Consider the following 14,726-nt stretch of genomic DNA (forward strand, 5'->3'; position numbering starts at 1 on the left):
ACAAGACTCATACCTTGAGGTGGTCCATGATATGGCCGGCGGCCCCCGGCGCGCCAGCCTCGCCCTGGTCGACGATGGCGCCCTGCTTGAGCACCAGGTAGCGGTCGGCCACGTCCAGCGCAAAGGCCACGTTCTGTTCGACGATGAACATGGACGTGCCGCGCCGCTCGCGTTCCCAGTTGAGCGCCCGGCCCAGCCGCTCGATCACCGAGGGCTGCAGGCCTTCGGTGATCTCGTCCAGCAACAGCAGGGTCGGCCGCTGCATCAGGCCGCGCGCCACCAACAGCATCTTCTGCTCGCCGCCGGACAGGGTGCCGGCGTACTGCCGCAGGCGGCTGGCGAACACCGGGAACAGGTCGGCGATTTCGCCGAAGCGTTCGTCGAACAGGCGGTCGTTGGCCAGGCCCAGGCGCAGGTTGTCGCGGATGTTCAGGTCGGGAAACAGCGGCTGGTCCTGGGCGGCGTAGGCGACGCCGCGGCGGGCGACCTCGTGCGGCCGCAGGCGAGTGGCGTCGACGCCGCCCAGGCTGACGGTGCCGCGCAGCTTGGGCAGGTAGCCCATGACGGTCTTGAGCAGCGTGCTCTTGCCCATGCCGTTCTTGCCCAGCAGCGCCACGCAGGCGCCGCCGGCCACCGACAGCGAGATGTCGTTGAGCACCACGGCGCCCTTGTAGCCGCTGGCGACGTTTTCCAGGCGCAAGGCCGGGGCGGCGTTCATGGTTGGGCTCCTTCGGGCGGGATGGACGGGGTTGCGGGTTGGGCGTCTTGCTGCGCGGCTTGCTCAGTGGCTTGCTGACTCGCTTGCTGGGTGGCTTGCGTGGTCTTGTTCGCGGCCGGCGCGTTGCCGGCGTAGATGGTGCGCACCAGTTCCGATTCGGCCACTTCGCGGAAGCTGCCGTCCATGACGATGCGGCCCTGGTGCAGCACGATGATGCGCGTGGCCACCTCGGCCACGAAGTCCAGGTCGTGCTCGACCAGCAGGCAGCACAGGCCGTGGGTATGGGCCAGGGCCGACAGCACCTGGCCGATGCGGGCGCGTTCGTCCTTGCTGAGGCCCGCGGTGGGTTCGTCCAGCAGCACCACGCGCGGCTCCAGCGCCAGCACCATGGCCAGTTCCAGCGCCTGCTGCTGGCCATGCGACAGGTCGCGCGCCACGCGGTCCAGTTGCTGGTCCAGGCCGGTCATGCGCAGCACCTCCAGCGCATAGGCCGGCAGCGCCAGTCGGGGCGACCGGCGGCGCCACGACGGCCGCTCGCGCAGGGTGGTGGCGATGCGCAGGCTTTCGGCCACGGTCAGCGTGTCGAAGATGTTGGCATTCTGGAACTTGCGGCCCAGGCCGTAACGCACGCACTGCTCCGGCCCGTCGCGCTTGACGGCGTGGCCGCACAGTTCGACCGTGCCGTCGCTGCGCTCGGCGCCGTCGGCGATGCAGCGCATCAGCGTGGTCTTGCCGGCGCCGTTGGGGCCGATCAGGCCCAGCAGTTCGCCGCCGCGCGCGCGCAGGTCTATGCCTTCCAGCACCTTGAGGCTGCCGAAGCGCTTGGCCACGCCGGCCAAGACCAGGCCGCCTTCGGCGGCGCCCTGCCCTGGCGTGCCGCCTTGTCCCGCTGCGCCGCCCTGCCCCGATGCGCTGGCCGGCGCGCGCACCGCCAGTTCCGGCACCGGCGCCGGACGCCGCCGGCGCCATGGCGCCAGCACCAGGGGCAGCAGCCCGCGCGGCAACAGCAGGATCACCAGGATGAAGGTGACGCCCAGCACCAACTGGTACAGGAACGGCATGTTGCCGCTGAGGTACGAGCCGGCCACGTTGATCAGCACGGCGCCCAGCACCGGCCCCCAGACCGTGCCGCGTCCGCCCAGCGCCACCCAGATGATGAGTTCGGTGCCGAACACGAAGCCGGTCAGTTCCGGCGCCACCACGCCGCTGAAGGCGCCGTAGCCGAAGCCCGCCAGGCTGGCGACCGCGCCGCACACCACCAGCAGCGCGATGCGCCAGTGCGCGGTGTTCAGCCCCAGGTAGCTGCAACGGCCCTCGTTGTCGCGCAGCGCGGCCAGGATGCGGCCGCCGTCGCTGCGCACCGCGACCCAGGCCAGCAGCGCCACGATCGACAGGCCGCCGGCGGCGATGACGTACCAGGCCTCCAGCGACAGGTCGAAGGTGTCGTAGCCGGTCAGGCCGGACGACGAACCGGTGTAGGTGCCTCCGGACAGCGCCACCTGGGTCAGCACGATGGGCAATACCAGCGAGATCACGGTGGCGAAGAACGGCGAGGCGCCGCGATAGAACGACAGCCAGCCGGTGGCCAGCGCCAGCAGCGCCGCCGCGCCCACCGCCACCAGCGCGGCCGCGAGCGCGATGCCGGGCGAGAAGCCGTAATGGGTGAAGGCCAGCCCGGCCGCGTAGGCGCCGACGCCGAAGAAGGCCGATTGGCCGAAGGTCAGGTAGCCGGTGTAGCCCCACAGGATGTCCACCGTGACCGCCGCCACGGCGAAGAACAGCGCCTTGATCAGCACGTTCAGCAGGTAGGTGTCGAACAGCCAGGGACCGGCCACGGTCAACGCCAGGCAGGCGATGGCCAGCCACAGCAGGTCTCGGCCGCGGGCGGCGCGGCGCGGGTCGGCGCGGGTCGCCAGCGCCGGTTGCGCGAGGGAGGAATCAGTCATGGGCGAATCCTTTGGGACGCAGGCGCAGGGTCAGGGCCGCCAGCACCGCGATGGTGACGCCGCCCAGGATCGGGCTGATGTACACCCCCACCAGCACCTGGCAGGCGCCATAGACCAGGCAGGTCAGGAGCAGCGCGGTGATCGAGTTGCCCGACACCATCACCAGCATGAAGGCGCTGACCAGCCACGGCAGCCCCATGTTCGGGTCGACGCTGGACAGCGGCGTGATCAGCGCGCCGGCCAGCGCGCCCAGCCCGGCGCCCAGCGCGAAGGTCGTAAAGCGGATTCGTTCGGCGTTGATGCCCAGGCCGCGCGCCAGGTCCTCGTTCATGATGACGGCGCGGGTGCGCACGCCGAAACGCGTGCCGTTCAGCAGCAGCGTCAGCGCCACGTACAGCAGCAGCGCGCCGGGCACCAGGAACAGCCGGTAGGCCGAATACTCGGTGCCCAGGAACGCGACCGCGCCCTGGATCGGCGCGTCGGCGAACTGCACCTCGCGGCCGAAGGCCATGGTGATGAGCTGGCCGATGACGATGCCCAGGCCCCAGGTGGCCAGGATGGCGTCCAGCGGCCGCTTGTACAGCGGCTGCACGATCAGGCGTTCGACCAGCATGCCCACCAGCACCCCCGCCACCAGCGCGCACGGCAGCGCCAGCCACGGGTCCAGCCCCAGGCGCGTCACCACCAGGGCGGCGTAGCTGCCCAGCGTGATGATGGCGCCGTGGGCGAAATTGACGATCTTCATCACGCCAAAGATGATCATCAGCCCGGCCGTCACGATGAACAGCATGGCGGCCGTGCTCAGGATGTCCAGCATCAAACCCATTGTGTTCTCCAGCGCCGCCGGCGGACCGGCGGCGCGCAGGGTGCGGCTTACCGCGTCACTTCAGGTCGGGGCATTGCGCGCCCGGATCGACCTGGTCGAAGGTCTGCAGGATCTTGATGGAGCCGTCCGGCTGCACCTGGCCCAGCCGCATGGTCAGCGCGGCGTGGCGCTGGCGGTCCATCTTGACCGGGCCGCGCGGGCCGTCGAACGACACTTCGCTCAGCGCCTTGACCACCTTCTGCGAATCGGTGCTGCCAGCTTTCTCGACCGCCGCCTTGTAGAGGAAGAAGGCTTCGTACTGCGGGCCCGAAAACTCGTTGGCGGTCTTGGCGTCGGCGCCGAACTTGGCCTTCAGGCCGTCGAGGAACTTGCGGTTCTGCGGCGTATCGATGCTGGTCAGGTACGAGGCCGACAGGTACATGCCGACCGCCGTGTCGCCCATGGTCTTGGCGGTGGCTTCGTCGATCGCCAGGTTGCCGTAGGGCATCGTCAGCCCGGCCGCCTTGACCTGCTTGGCCAGGCTGACGTTGGGGCCGCCGCCGGCGGTGGAGCTGATCAGCGCGTCCGGGTTGGCCGAGCGGATCTTCGACACCACCGGGGTCCAGTCGGAGCCGTCGATGGGCAGGTATTCCTCGCCCACCACGCGCCCGCCCTGCTTCTCGATGTATTCGCGGGTGAACTTGAGCATGCCCCGGCCGAAGGCATAGTCGCTGCCGACCAGGAAGAAGGTCTTGGCGCCGCGTTCCTTCATGAAGTGGTCCACCACCGGCGCCACCTGCTGCTCGGGCACCCAGCCGTTGACGTGCATCCAGCGATTGCACGAGCGGCCTTCGTAGAACGAGGTGTAGATGTACGGCACCTTGCCGCGCGAGACGATGGGCAGCGCCGCGTTGCGCGCCGCGCTGGTTTCCATGGCGATGATGGCGTCCACCTTCTTCTGGAACACCAGCGTGTCGTAGGCCTTCTGCGCTCCGACCGCGCCCGAGGCGTCGTCGGCGATCTCCAGCACCACCTGGCGGCCGAGGATGCCGCCGGCGGCGTTGATTTCATCGGCGGCCAGCTGCGAGGCCTGCACCACGCCGGGCGCGACCACGCTGTTGGCGCCCGACAGGCCGACCGGCACGCCGATGCGCAAAGGGTCGGCCGCGTGCGCGCCCGCCGCGCCGGTCAGCGCGGCGATGAAGGAAAGTCGGATGAGGAAGCTGCAAGTGGGTTTTTTCATGGGGATTTCTCCTTGGGGGCCGGCTGTCCGCCGTTGTATTCAACGCTGCCGCGGCGCGTCGGCGGCGCCCAGCAGTTCGTCGTAAAGGTCGCGGCGCCGATCGCGCAGCACGTGGTTGAAGTCGTTCAGTTGCCGCGCGCGGCGCGAGGCGGCCAGGTCCACCGGCGCCAGCAGCACTTCTTCGCGGTCGTGGCTGGCGGGGCCGGCCACGGTCCAGCCCTGAGAGCCGACGATGAGGCTGCGGCCGACGAAGGGCTGGCCGCGCTCGACGCCGACCCGGTCGGCGCACACCAGCGTCAGGCCGTTGCTGTGGGCCCCGGCCGCCGCCAGCGCGTGCGCCATGGCGGGGCCGTCGGGCGTCTGCCCCGGCATCGGCACCCAGTTGGTCGGCACCGCCACGATGTCGGCGCCGCGCAGCGCCAGCAGCCGGTAGACCTCGGGGAACCAGCCGTCGTAGCAGATCGCCACGCCCAGCCGGCCGAACTCGGTATCGAACACCGGCAGTCCCAGGTCGCCCGGCTCGAAGAACAGGTTTTCGTCGCCCCACAGGTGCAGCTTGCGGTAGGTGCCCAGGTAGCCGTCGGGACCGGCGATGATGGCGGCGTTGTACAGCCTGCCGCCGCTGCGCTCGGCGATGCCGGCCACCAGGTAGATGCCCAGGCGTCGCGCCAGCGCGATCCAGGCCTGCGAGCTGGGGCCGTCGGGCACGCTTTCGGCCAGGGCGTGGGCCTCCTGACGGCTGGCGAACACGTAGCCGGTGTTGGCCAGCTCGGGCAGCACCACCAGTCGCGCGCCCTGCGCGGCGGCCTGCTCGACCAGCTCGATGGAACGGGCCACGTTGGCGGCGACCTCGCCCATGACGGGGGCCGTCTGCACACTGGCCACGTGGATCGCGGACGCGGCAGCGTCCGGCGGCGGTGATACTTGCATGCGATCTCCCTGCAACGTTTTGGAAAACAAAAAAGCCCCCGACCACGCATTGCGTGTGAGTCGGGGGCTTCTATAGCCAGACGAAGGTTCGGGCAGCAATCATTGCTGCGGGGCACTGCCGCGCCAAGCCGTGCCGGCGCGTGCGGATCAGTCCTGATCCTGTGGCGAATCATAGGGAGGCGCGCGGACCGGCGGCAATAAGAGGTTTCCCGGACAGCGCCGCGGATGCGAGAATCGGGATCGGCCACAAGGAGGAACCCTCATGCCCCAACTTTCCGCCTACCTCAGTTTCGACGGCAACTGCGCCGAGGCCATGCGTTTCTACGAACGCGTGCTGGGCGGCCGCGTCGAGGCCATGTTGCGCTACGCGGACGCGCCCGCCGATGCCGCCATGCCGGCGCTGTCGACCGAAGAATCCGAACGCATCATGTACGCCCGCCTGGCGCTGGACGAACAGGTGCTGATGGCCAGCGACGCCACCGCCGGCCATCCCTATCCCGGCAAGCAGGGCATGGCGCTGTCGCTGGCCTACCCCACTGTCTCGGACGCGCAACGCGTGTTCGATATGCTGGCCGACGGCGGCAGCGTTACCATGCCGCTCCAGAAAACCTTCTGGGCCGAAGCCTACGGCGCGCTGATCGACCGCTACGACACGCGGTGGATGATCAGCGGCGGGCGGCTCAGCCACTGACAACCCCACTGACAACCGAATCCGCCACAAGCGGATGGAGCGAGACATCCATGACGCATGGCATACAGGGCAAGCAACGCTGGTGGGCACTGATGGTGCTGTGCCTGGGCGTGTTGATGATCGTGCTGGACACCACCATCGTCAACGTCGCCCTGCCCTCGATACGCGAAGACCTGAACTTCACCGAGACCTCGCTGGTCTGGGTGGTGAACGCCTACATGCTGACCTTCGGCGGCTTCCTGCTGCTGGGCGGACGGCTGGGCGACCTGCTCGGGCACCGGCGCATGTTCCTGGCCGGCCTGGTGCTATTCACGGGGGCCTCGCTGGCCTGTGGACTGGCGCGGGGCCAGGGGCTGCTGATTGCCGCGCGCGCCGCGCAAGGACTGGGCGGCGCGGTGGTGTCGGCGGTGTCGCTGTCGCTCATCATGAACCTGTTCACCGAGGCCGGCGAGCGCGCCCGCGCCATGGGCGTGTACGGCTTCGTCTGTGCGGGCGGCGGCAGCCTGGGTGTGCTGCTGGGCGGGCTGCTGACCAGCAAGCTGTCGTGGCACTGGATCTTCCTGGTCAACATTCCGATCGGCGTGGCCGTCTACGCGCTGTGCCTGCGGCTGTTGCCGGCGGCGCGCGGCGCGGCCGGTGGCGGCAGGCTGGACGTGGCCGGCGCGCTGACCGTCACCGCGTCGCTGATGCTGGCGGTGTACGCCGTGGTCAACGGCAACGAGGCCGGCTGGACCTCGGCGCAGTCGCTCGGCCTGCTGGGCGCCGCCGCGCTGCTGATGGCGCTGTTCCTGGCGATCGAGGCGCGCGTGGCCGAACCGCTGATGCCGCTGGCGCTTTTCCGCCTGCGCAACGTCGCCACCGCCAACGTGGTCGGCGTGCTGTGGGCCGCGGGCATGTTCGCCTGGTTCTTCGTCTCGGCCCTGTACATGCAGTTGGTGCTGGGCTATGACGCCATGCAGGTGGGGCTGGCGTTCCTGCCGGCCAACCTGATCATGGCGGCGTTCTCGCTGGGGCTGTCGGCCAAGCTGGTGATGCGCTTCGGCATCCGCGGGCCGCTGGCCACCGGGCTGCTGATGGCGACGCTGGGGCTGGCGCTGTTCGCGCGCGCCCCGGTCGACGGCCACTTCGCGGCGGACGTGCTGCCCGGCATGCTGCTGCTGGGCCTGGGCGCGGGCATCGCCTTCAACCCCATGCTGCTGGCCGCCATGAGCGACGTCGAGCCGAGCCAGTCCGGCCTGGCGTCCGGCGTGGTCAACACCGCCTTCATGATGGGCGGCGCGCTGGGGCTGGCGGTGCTGGCCAGCCTGGCCGCCGCCCGTACCGCGGCCCTGGCGGCGGCCGGCGCGGCGCCGGTCGCGGCGCTGGCCGGCGGCTACCGCGCGACCTTCCTGGCCGGCGCCGTGATCGCGGCCGTGGCGGCGGCGCTGGCGGCGGCGCTGGTGCGCTCGCGCAACCGCGAGCTGGGCGGCCACGGCGAAACGCCGGCCGGCCATTGAGGCGTCGCGGCCGCGCCACGTCTTTTGAATTCTTTACGATTGGCCGGCAAGGCCGGGAGTAATCTGGCGACGCCCCCTACCGGATAGGAAGCGCCGCCATGACATTCCTTGCCAGCGCCAATCTGCTGCGCCACCGCGACGGCCATGAGGCCCGCGTCACCTTCGTCGAGCTGTTCTTCGACCTGGTCTACGTCTTCGCGGTCACGCAGCTGTCCCACAGCCTGCTGCACGACCTGACCCTGATGGGCGCGGTGCACACGCTGGTACTGTGGTTCGCCGTATGGCTGGGTTGGCAGTACACCTGCTGGGTCACCAACTGGTTCGATCCCGACGCGCTGCCGATGCGGCTGATGCTGTTCGGCGTGATGCTGGTGGGGCTGGTGGCGGCCGCCGTGCTGCCCGGCGCCTTCGGCGAGAACGGGCTGATCTTCGCGGTCTGCTACGTGCTGATCCAGGTGGGCCGCACCCTGTTCGTGGTGCTGCACCTGGGGCCGTCGCATCCGCTGGCGCCGAATTTCCGCCGCATGCTGGGCTGGCTGTGCATCTCGGCGGTGTTCTGGATCGCCGGCGGCCTGTCCTCGGGCGATACGCGGCTGGCGTTGTGGATCGTGGCGGTGGCCTGCGAGTATTTTTCGCCCATGGCCGGTTTCTGGCTGCCGGGCCTGGGCCGTTCCACCACCCGCGAATGGACCATCGAGGGCGGCCACCTGGCCGAGCGCTGCCAGCTGTTCGTGATCGTAGCGCTGGGCGAGACACTGCTGATCACCGGCGCCACGCTGGGCGAGCATCCGCACTGGGACATTCCCACCCTGATCGCGCTGCTGGCCGCGTTCCTGGGCACGGCGGCGATGTGGTGGGTGTATTTCGACACCAGCAGCAAGGACGGCAGCGAAGCCATCGCGCACCACGCCGATCCGGGCCGGGTCGGGGCCTACTTCCATTACGTGCACGTGATCCTGATCGCGGGCGTGATCGTCTCGGCCGTGGCCAACGAACTGGTCATCCTGCACCCGGACGGCCGCATCGTCACGGCCGCCGCCGCCGCGCTGCTCGGCGGCCCGGCGTTGTACCTGCTGGGCAACGGCGTCTACAAGACGGTGGTGTATGGCCGCTTCCCGCTGTCGCACGTGGCGGGCCTCGCGCTGCTGGCCATCCTGGCGCCGATCGCGTTCGTCACCGACAACCTGATGGTGGGCGGGCTGACGACGCTGATCATGATGCTGGTGGCCGGGTGGGAAAGCGTGTCGCGGCGGCGGATGCGGCCGGCGCACTAGGGCGCTCAGGGGCCAACGGCATCGTCGCGCGCCGCATCAACGCCGCTTGCCAAACACCGACTTGGGCGCGCGGCCATGGAAGCGGGTGAAGGCGGCGCTGAAATTGGCCGGATGGCGATAGCCCACTCGGTACGCCGCCTGCGCCACCTGGCAGCCGGTCTCCAGCAACTCCCAAGCGCGGCGCATGCGCATCTCGGTCAGCAGCCGCATCGGGCTGTTGCCGTATAGCGCGCGAAAGCCCTGCTTGAGCTTGAATTCGTTCAACCCGGTCGCCAGGCACAGGTACTGCACCGTCAGTTCGCGATCCATCTGTTCGCGCATCAGCGCATGGGCCCGCTCCAGCCGGGCAATGTCGGCCTGGCTGAACCGGCCCGCCGCTGGCGCCGGCGCCAGCGCGCGCAACTGGCGTGACAGCAGCGTCAACGCCTTGATGTGGGTATCCAGCGGATCGCTGGACCGCGCCAACTCGCCCGCGACGGCGGCCAGGTCGGCGCTGGTGCGGCCCTGCGCCAGCCGCCGCAGGCCGCCGGCGCCGAACAGCGCCTCGGCCTGGGCCTGGCCGGCATAGCGGCACAGCGCCGCCTCGCCCACCAGCAGGCGCAGTTGCGAGACGGTGCTGCCGCCCAGGTAGCGGCGCTCGCCCAGGTGACGGCGGAAGGCGGTCACCGTGGTCTGGCCGCCGCGGAAATCCAGCTCGGCGCCGTCCGCGCCGCGATAGGCCGAGACGCCGCCCAGGGCCAGCGTGATGACCAGCGTGCGCCCGCCATGCGCGGCGGCGTTCTCCTCGATCAGGTCGCGCACGGGGGTGTATTGCGAATGCACCAGGGCCAGGCCCTCGCCCAGGTCCAGGCGGTCGGCCACGCACTCGCCCAGGTCCGCCGGCAGCGCCAGCCGCGACCAGCCGGGACGGGCGGCCGGACCGGGTTGGGCGAGCGTGGCGGAGATGCGCAGGGACATGGTTTCGACGGCGGGTGACGGGTGGCGGGACGGAACCGGGATGGCGCCGGGACGGGTGCCTGAAATCGGCTCAGGCGCGGCTGCGCCGGCATGCATACGAATCCATCCGGTTCGCATATGAATGCTAATGATAGGCGTTCGCATAAGGAAATACCATCTTCGGGACGGGGCCGCGCGTCCGGCCGCCGTGACTGCTTGCACAGGAATCCCGATGAATCGCCCTCTTCCCCACCCTCGCGCCGCCTGGGTTGTGCTGTGGCTTTGCGCCACGCCCGCCGCGCTGGCGCAGCCCGCCGCGCAGCCGGCCGACGGTCCGACCGCGCCTGCCGCACCGCTTTCTTCCGCGTCCCCACCCACGACTTCCGCAGCGCCGACGCCGGGTTCCCCCGCCGCCGCGCAACTGCCCGCCATCACCGTCACCGCCGACAAGCAGGAACGCGCCCTCGAATCCTTGCCCGGCAGCCTGTCAGTGTTCGACGGCGACATGCTCGACAGCCAGGGCGTCGTCGACCTGGAGGGCCTGCAGCGCATCACGCCCGGCCTGTCGTTCCAGCCGTTCGGCCAGGCCGGCGTCAATGCGGCCGTGATGCGCGGCCTGTCGGCCAACTTCTTTTCGTTCTCGACCTCGACCCTGCTGGTGGTGGACGGCGTGCCCACGCTGATGGCGCAGGGCTTCGACGATCAGCTACTGGACATCGACCGCGTCGAAGTGCTGCGCGGCCCGCAATCGGCGCTCTATGGCCGCAACGCCGAGGCCGGCGTCATCAACGTCCATACCCGCCAGCCGGGCGACAGCCTGCGCGGCAGCGTCTCCACCACCGTGGGCAGCCGCGACCTGCGCATGCTGCGCTTCGACCTGAGCGGGCCGATCGTCGACGACACGCTCTACGCCAGCGTGGCCGGCGCCTGGCGCGGCCAGGACGGCTTCATCGACAACACCTACACGGGCCGGCGCGAGGACGACCGCGAACTGCGCAACGGCAAGCTGGCGCTGCGCTGGACGCCCTCGGCGCGCACCGACGCCACCTTGCGCTATGCGCAGATCAACTACCGCGACGGCGCCGCGTTGTGGGGCTCGCCCACGGCCTCGCGCGCCACCGTGGCGTCCGGCACGCCGGGCTGGAACCGGTCCATCGGCCGCAGCGCGTCGCTGTCGCTGCGCCACGACCTGGACGCCGGCCTGCGCCTGACTTCGGTGACGGCCTGGAACGACCTGCGCGACCGCGTGCAGCAGGACACCGATTTCCAGCCGGCCGACCTGCTGCACATTGCCCGCGATCATCATTTCCGCAATCTGTCGCAGGAGCTGCGGCTGGAGGGCGCGCTGGGCCGCGCCCACTGGCTGGCGGGGCTGTACGCCGACGGCGACGACCACGACCTGCGCAACACGCAGAAAATGCCGCGCGGCCTGACCGAAAGCGTGGTGCGGCTGCGTGGCCAGTCCGGCGCCGCCTTCACCCACTGGACCGTGCCGCTGGCCGAACGCTGGACCCTGGAGGCCGGCGCCCGCGTCGAGCGCGACGCCGTGCGCTTCACGCCGCAAGGCGACCGCACGCGCCGCGCCGACTGGACCCGCGTCACGCCCAAGCTGGCGCTGCAATACGCCTTCGCGCCACGCCAGCAGGTCTACGCCTCGGTCGCGGATGGCTTTCGCGCCGGCGGCTACAACGTGTTTTCGCCGGCCGCCGACTACGCCGCCTACCAACCGGAAACGCTGCGCGCGTACGAGATCGGCGCCAAGGGCTGGCTGCCCGGCAACCGCCTGCGCTACGCCGCCGCGTTCTACGTGATGACGGTCGACAACATGCAGGTGCAGCAGATGCCGCTGCCGGGCCTGGTGTACGTCACCAACGCCGCGTCGGCGCGTTCGATCGGGGCGGAATTCGAACTCGAATACCTGCTGGGCCAGGGCTGGTCGTTGCAGACCGGATTGGGCTTGAACCGCACCCGCTTCAGCCACTTCCGCGATGGCGCCAACGACTACAGCGGCAACCAGAACCCGTTCGCGCCGCGCCTGAACGGCCACCTGACCGCGCGCTACGACGCGCCGGCCGGCTGGTACGCGCAGGCCTCGCTCAGCGGCACCGGCCCGGTCTACCTGGACGCCGCCAACCGCTACCGCCGCAACGGCTACGCGCTGGTCAACCTGGCCGCCGGCGTCACGGTGCGGCAGGTCGAGATCGCCGCCTACGTCAACAACCTCGCCAACCGCCGCTACGACGCGGTGGGCTACCAGAACGGCATCGTCACCGTCTACAGCCCGCCGCGCGAAGTGGGCCTGCGCCTGACCTGGCGCCTTTGAACCGCTTTCCAAGGAATCCCTCATGCCGACTTCCCCCCTGCCCCTGCAACGCTATTGGGACCTGGCCGCCGCGCCGGTCGAAACCGCCGCGCTCGACGCCGCCCTGGAACTGGACCTGTTCGCGCGCCTGGTCGCGCCGGCCAGCGCCGCGCACGTCGCGCAGGCGCTGGCGCTGCGCCCCGCCGCCGCCGAGCATCTGCTGGACCTGCTGTGGAGCCTGCGCCTGCTGCATCGCATCGCCGGCGAACCCGCGCTGTACCGCTGCGGCGCCACGGCGCGCGCCCATTTCGTGGCGGGCCGGCCTGGCTACTGCGGCGACGCCTGGCGCTACCGGCGCCGCTCGCTGGCGCAGTCCGGCGAGCAGTTGATGCAACGGCTGCGCCAGGATCCGGCCGCCGCGCTCGCCACTGCGCCGGGCGCGGCTTCCGAAGCCAGCGGCTGGGCCAACGCGGCGCGCGTGCAGATCGGCCAGGAGCAACGCGCCCTGGCCGTGGCGGCGGCGCGCGAGGCGGTCGCCTGCGTGCCCGGCGCCGACGCGGCCCGCCGCATCCTCGACCTGGGCGGCGGCCCCGGCCTCATCGGCATCGCGCTGGTGCAGGACCGCCCGCAGGCCAGCGGCGTGGTGTTCGACTGGCCCGAGACCGCCGCCGTGGCGCGCGAGAACATCGCCGCCGCCGGGCTGGCCGAGCGCATGGTGGCGGTGGGCGGCGACCTGGCCACGGCGGATATCGGCGCCGGCTACGACCTCATCTGGTGCTCGTCGGTGCTGCATTTCGTGCCCGACGCCGCCGCCGCGATCCGCAAGATGCACGACGCCCTTGCACCGGGCGGGTTGCTGGTGATGGCGCATGCCGAGGTCCCGGACGACGCCGACGCCGCCGCGCGCGTGCTGCGCTATTACCTGCCGATGCTGCTGCTGGGGCGGCGCGTGACGCGCCAGGGCCAGTTGGCGCAAGCGCTGCGCGCCGCCGGCTTCGCCGCAGTGCGCGGCTTCGATTCCGACCGCTTTCCGCTGGCGCCGCTGCATGTGCTGTCGGCGCGGCGGACCGCGCCATGACGCCGCGCCTGCGCCACGGCCTGGCCCAGGCCCTGTTCGGCTGGCTCAACCTGGCGCTGACCGCGCCGGGCGTCTATCTGTGGCTGGGGCTGCCGCTGGTGCTGCGCCAGCACGGCTGGTCCGGCACCGCCCTGGGCCTGTTCCAGCTGGCCAGCCTGCCGACCGTGTTCAAGTTCCTGCTGGCGATGCCGCTGGACCGGCGCGGCGCGCGCCGTGGCGGCTACCGGCGCTGGACCGTGGCGCTGCTGCTGGCCTACGCCGCCGTGCTGCTGGCGCTGGGCTGGCGCGATCTGCTGAATGATGGCGTTACGCTGTTCGCGCTGGCGGCCGCCGCCGCGCTGGCCGGCACCTGGGCCGACGTGCCCGTCAACGCGCTGGCGATCCGCGTGCTGCCTGTGGCCGGCCGCGCCTCGGCGGGCGGCATCCGCTCGATGGCGCTGTGCCTGGGCGCGATCGCCGGCGGCGGCCTGATGCTGCTGGCGCAGGCGCGCTGGGGCTGGCAGGCGCCCTTCCTGATCATGGCCGCCGCGCTGGCGCTGGGCGCGGCGCTGACCTTGCTGCTGCGGGAGAGCATGGATGCCGGACGAGCCGACGACGGCGCGATTACCTCGCGCGATGGACACCTCGACACGAACGACGCGGCGACACTGGATGACACAAAGGGGCAACCCGGCGCGCCCCTGCAAACCACAGACACCACCTCGACCACCCGCCAGGCCATCGCGTACCTGCGCCTGCCCGCCAGCCGCCGCTGGCTGCCGCTGCTGGCGCTGCTGTTCCCCTTCATCGGCGCAGGCTGGTTCTACCTGAAACCTGTGCTGCTGGACCAGGGCCTGGCGCCGCAACGCGTGGCGTGGCTGGTCGGTGTCGCGGGCGGCGCGGTCGGCGCCGTGGCCAGCATCGCGGGCGCGCGGCTGCTCAAGCGCCTGGGCGCGGGCCGCGCGGTGCGGCTGCATGCCGGCGCCGGAGCCGCCGCGTTGCTGGCATTGACGCTGGCGGTCGGCCTGGACGCGGCCCCGGCCGTGCTGGCGGCCTGCGCCATGATGGTGGCGGCGGCCATGGGCGCCACCGCCGCCCTGGCGTTCGGCCTGATGATGTCGCATGCCCGGCCGGGCCTGCAGGCGCTGGACTACGGCATCCAGTCCAGCGTTTTCGCGCTGACGCGCATCGCCGCGCCGCTGGCGGCCGGGATTCTGCTCGACGCGGCCGGTCCGGTCGCGATGCTGGCGACGTTGACGGCGGGCGCGGCGGCCGTGCTGGCGCTGGCTTGGCGCCGGGCGGCCGCGCTGCCGGGCTAGGGGTTCGCG

Annotated in this window: 12 protein-coding genes; 6 read left to right on the forward strand and 6 right to left on the reverse strand. The window is 71.0% G+C overall.

What is annotated here, in order from left to right:
• Positions 1-7 precede the first annotated feature (7 nt).
• Genes ACVN9Z_RS22965 through ACVN9Z_RS22985 form a run of 5 tightly spaced genes read right to left on the reverse strand, consistent with a single transcriptional unit; the run spans position 8 to position 5,642 of the window.
• Positions 8-718: an ABC transporter ATP-binding protein gene (locus tag ACVN9Z_RS22965; protein WP_020927963.1), complete on the reverse strand. Its 711-nt coding sequence runs from the start codon at positions 716-718 to the stop codon at positions 8-10.
• Positions 715-2,664, reverse strand: a complete 1,950-nt coding sequence (locus ACVN9Z_RS22970) for a branched-chain amino acid ABC transporter ATP-binding protein/permease (RefSeq protein ID WP_458212680.1) — start codon at positions 2,662-2,664, stop codon at positions 715-717. The genes ACVN9Z_RS22965 and ACVN9Z_RS22970 overlap by 4 nt, the downstream gene beginning before the upstream one ends.
• On the reverse strand, positions 2,657-3,490 hold the full coding sequence (locus ACVN9Z_RS22975; RefSeq protein ID WP_006386258.1) for a branched-chain amino acid ABC transporter permease: 834 nt from the start codon (positions 3,488-3,490) through the stop codon (positions 2,657-2,659). Before ACVN9Z_RS22975 ends, ACVN9Z_RS22970 begins: the two co-directional genes overlap by 8 nt.
• Positions 3,491-3,545: 55 nt before the next feature.
• Entirely contained in the window at positions 3,546-4,712 is a 1,167-nt protein-coding gene (locus tag ACVN9Z_RS22980) for a substrate-binding protein (protein WP_006386257.1), read from the reverse strand.
• A 39-nt stretch (positions 4,713-4,751) separates the two neighbouring features.
• Complete coding sequence (locus tag ACVN9Z_RS22985) at positions 4,752-5,642, reverse strand: nitrilase family protein (protein WP_024069059.1); 891 nt, start codon at positions 5,640-5,642, stop codon at positions 4,752-4,754.
• Positions 5,643-5,904: 262 nt separating this feature from the next.
• Here ACVN9Z_RS22985 and ACVN9Z_RS22990 point away from each other — a divergent pair, with 262 nt between their 5' ends.
• The 3 genes from ACVN9Z_RS22990 (at position 5,905) to ACVN9Z_RS23000 (ending at position 9,103) form a co-directional block, all read left to right on the forward strand.
• A complete protein-coding gene (locus ACVN9Z_RS22990; protein WP_006386255.1) occupies positions 5,905-6,333 on the forward strand; it encodes a VOC family protein in 429 nt (142 codons plus the stop codon).
• A 50-nt stretch (positions 6,334-6,383) separates the two neighbouring features.
• The gene (locus ACVN9Z_RS22995; RefSeq protein WP_458212681.1) at positions 6,384-7,829 is read left to right on the forward strand and encodes an MFS transporter; all 1,446 of its coding nucleotides are present in this window, start codon (positions 6,384-6,386) and stop codon (positions 7,827-7,829) included.
• Positions 7,830-7,927: 98 nt separating this feature from the next.
• Positions 7,928-9,103: a low temperature requirement protein A gene (locus tag ACVN9Z_RS23000; protein WP_458212682.1), complete on the forward strand. Its 1,176-nt coding sequence runs from the start codon at positions 7,928-7,930 to the stop codon at positions 9,101-9,103.
• Positions 9,104-9,139: 36 nt separating this feature from the next.
• Here ACVN9Z_RS23000 and ACVN9Z_RS23005 read toward each other — a convergent pair whose 3' ends face one another.
• Complete coding sequence (locus tag ACVN9Z_RS23005; RefSeq protein ID WP_458212683.1) at positions 9,140-10,060, reverse strand: helix-turn-helix transcriptional regulator; 921 nt, start codon at positions 10,058-10,060, stop codon at positions 9,140-9,142.
• Positions 10,061-10,271: 211 nt separating this feature from the next.
• Between ACVN9Z_RS23005 and ACVN9Z_RS23010 the strand changes: the two genes are divergently transcribed.
• The 3 genes from ACVN9Z_RS23010 to ACVN9Z_RS23020 are packed head-to-tail and all read left to right on the forward strand — an operon-like array spanning position 10,272 to position 14,717.
• Positions 10,272-12,362 carry a TonB-dependent receptor gene (locus tag ACVN9Z_RS23010; protein ID WP_458212684.1) on the forward strand — a complete coding sequence of 697 codons (2,091 nt, stop codon included), beginning with the start codon at positions 10,272-10,274 and terminating at the stop codon, positions 12,360-12,362.
• Positions 12,363-12,384: 22 nt separating this feature from the next.
• Complete coding sequence (locus tag ACVN9Z_RS23015; protein ID WP_458212685.1) at positions 12,385-13,419, forward strand: class I SAM-dependent methyltransferase; 1,035 nt, start codon at positions 12,385-12,387, stop codon at positions 13,417-13,419.
• Entirely contained in the window at positions 13,416-14,717 is a 1,302-nt protein-coding gene (locus ACVN9Z_RS23020; protein ID WP_458212686.1) for an MFS transporter, read from the forward strand. The genes ACVN9Z_RS23015 and ACVN9Z_RS23020 overlap by 4 nt, the downstream gene beginning before the upstream one ends.
• Positions 14,718-14,726: the final 9 nt, after the last annotated feature.

The sequence above is a fragment of the Achromobacter sp. KK8 genome (assembly GCF_054188005.1).

Bases quoted from the DNA above. Each gene is read 5' to 3' on its own strand.
- ACVN9Z_RS22965 (WP_020927963.1), bottom strand. From the start codon at position 718: ATGAACGCCGCCCCGGCCTTGCGCCTGGAAAACGTCGCCAGCGGCTAC.
- ACVN9Z_RS22970 (WP_458212680.1), bottom strand. From the start codon at position 2,664: ATGACTGATTCCTCCCTCGCGCAACCGGCGCTGGCGACCCGCGCCGAC.
- ACVN9Z_RS22975 (WP_006386258.1), bottom strand. From the start codon at position 3,490: ATGGGTTTGATGCTGGACATCCTGAGCACGGCCGCCATGCTGTTCATC.
- ACVN9Z_RS22980 (WP_006386257.1), bottom strand. From the start codon at position 4,712: ATGAAAAAACCCACTTGCAGCTTCCTCATCCGACTTTCCTTCATCGCC.
- ACVN9Z_RS22985 (WP_024069059.1), bottom strand. From the start codon at position 5,642: ATGCAAGTATCACCGCCGCCGGACGCTGCCGCGTCCGCGATCCACGTG.
- ACVN9Z_RS22990 (WP_006386255.1), top strand. From the start codon at position 5,905: ATGCCCCAACTTTCCGCCTACCTCAGTTTCGACGGCAACTGCGCCGAG.
- ACVN9Z_RS22995 (WP_458212681.1), top strand. From the start codon at position 6,384: ATGACGCATGGCATACAGGGCAAGCAACGCTGGTGGGCACTGATGGTG.
- ACVN9Z_RS23000 (WP_458212682.1), top strand. From the start codon at position 7,928: ATGACATTCCTTGCCAGCGCCAATCTGCTGCGCCACCGCGACGGCCAT.
- ACVN9Z_RS23005 (WP_458212683.1), bottom strand. From the start codon at position 10,060: ATGTCCCTGCGCATCTCCGCCACGCTCGCCCAACCCGGTCCGGCCGCC.
- ACVN9Z_RS23010 (WP_458212684.1), top strand. From the start codon at position 10,272: ATGAATCGCCCTCTTCCCCACCCTCGCGCCGCCTGGGTTGTGCTGTGG.
- ACVN9Z_RS23015 (WP_458212685.1), top strand. From the start codon at position 12,385: ATGCCGACTTCCCCCCTGCCCCTGCAACGCTATTGGGACCTGGCCGCC.
- ACVN9Z_RS23020 (WP_458212686.1), top strand. From the start codon at position 13,416: ATGACGCCGCGCCTGCGCCACGGCCTGGCCCAGGCCCTGTTCGGCTGG.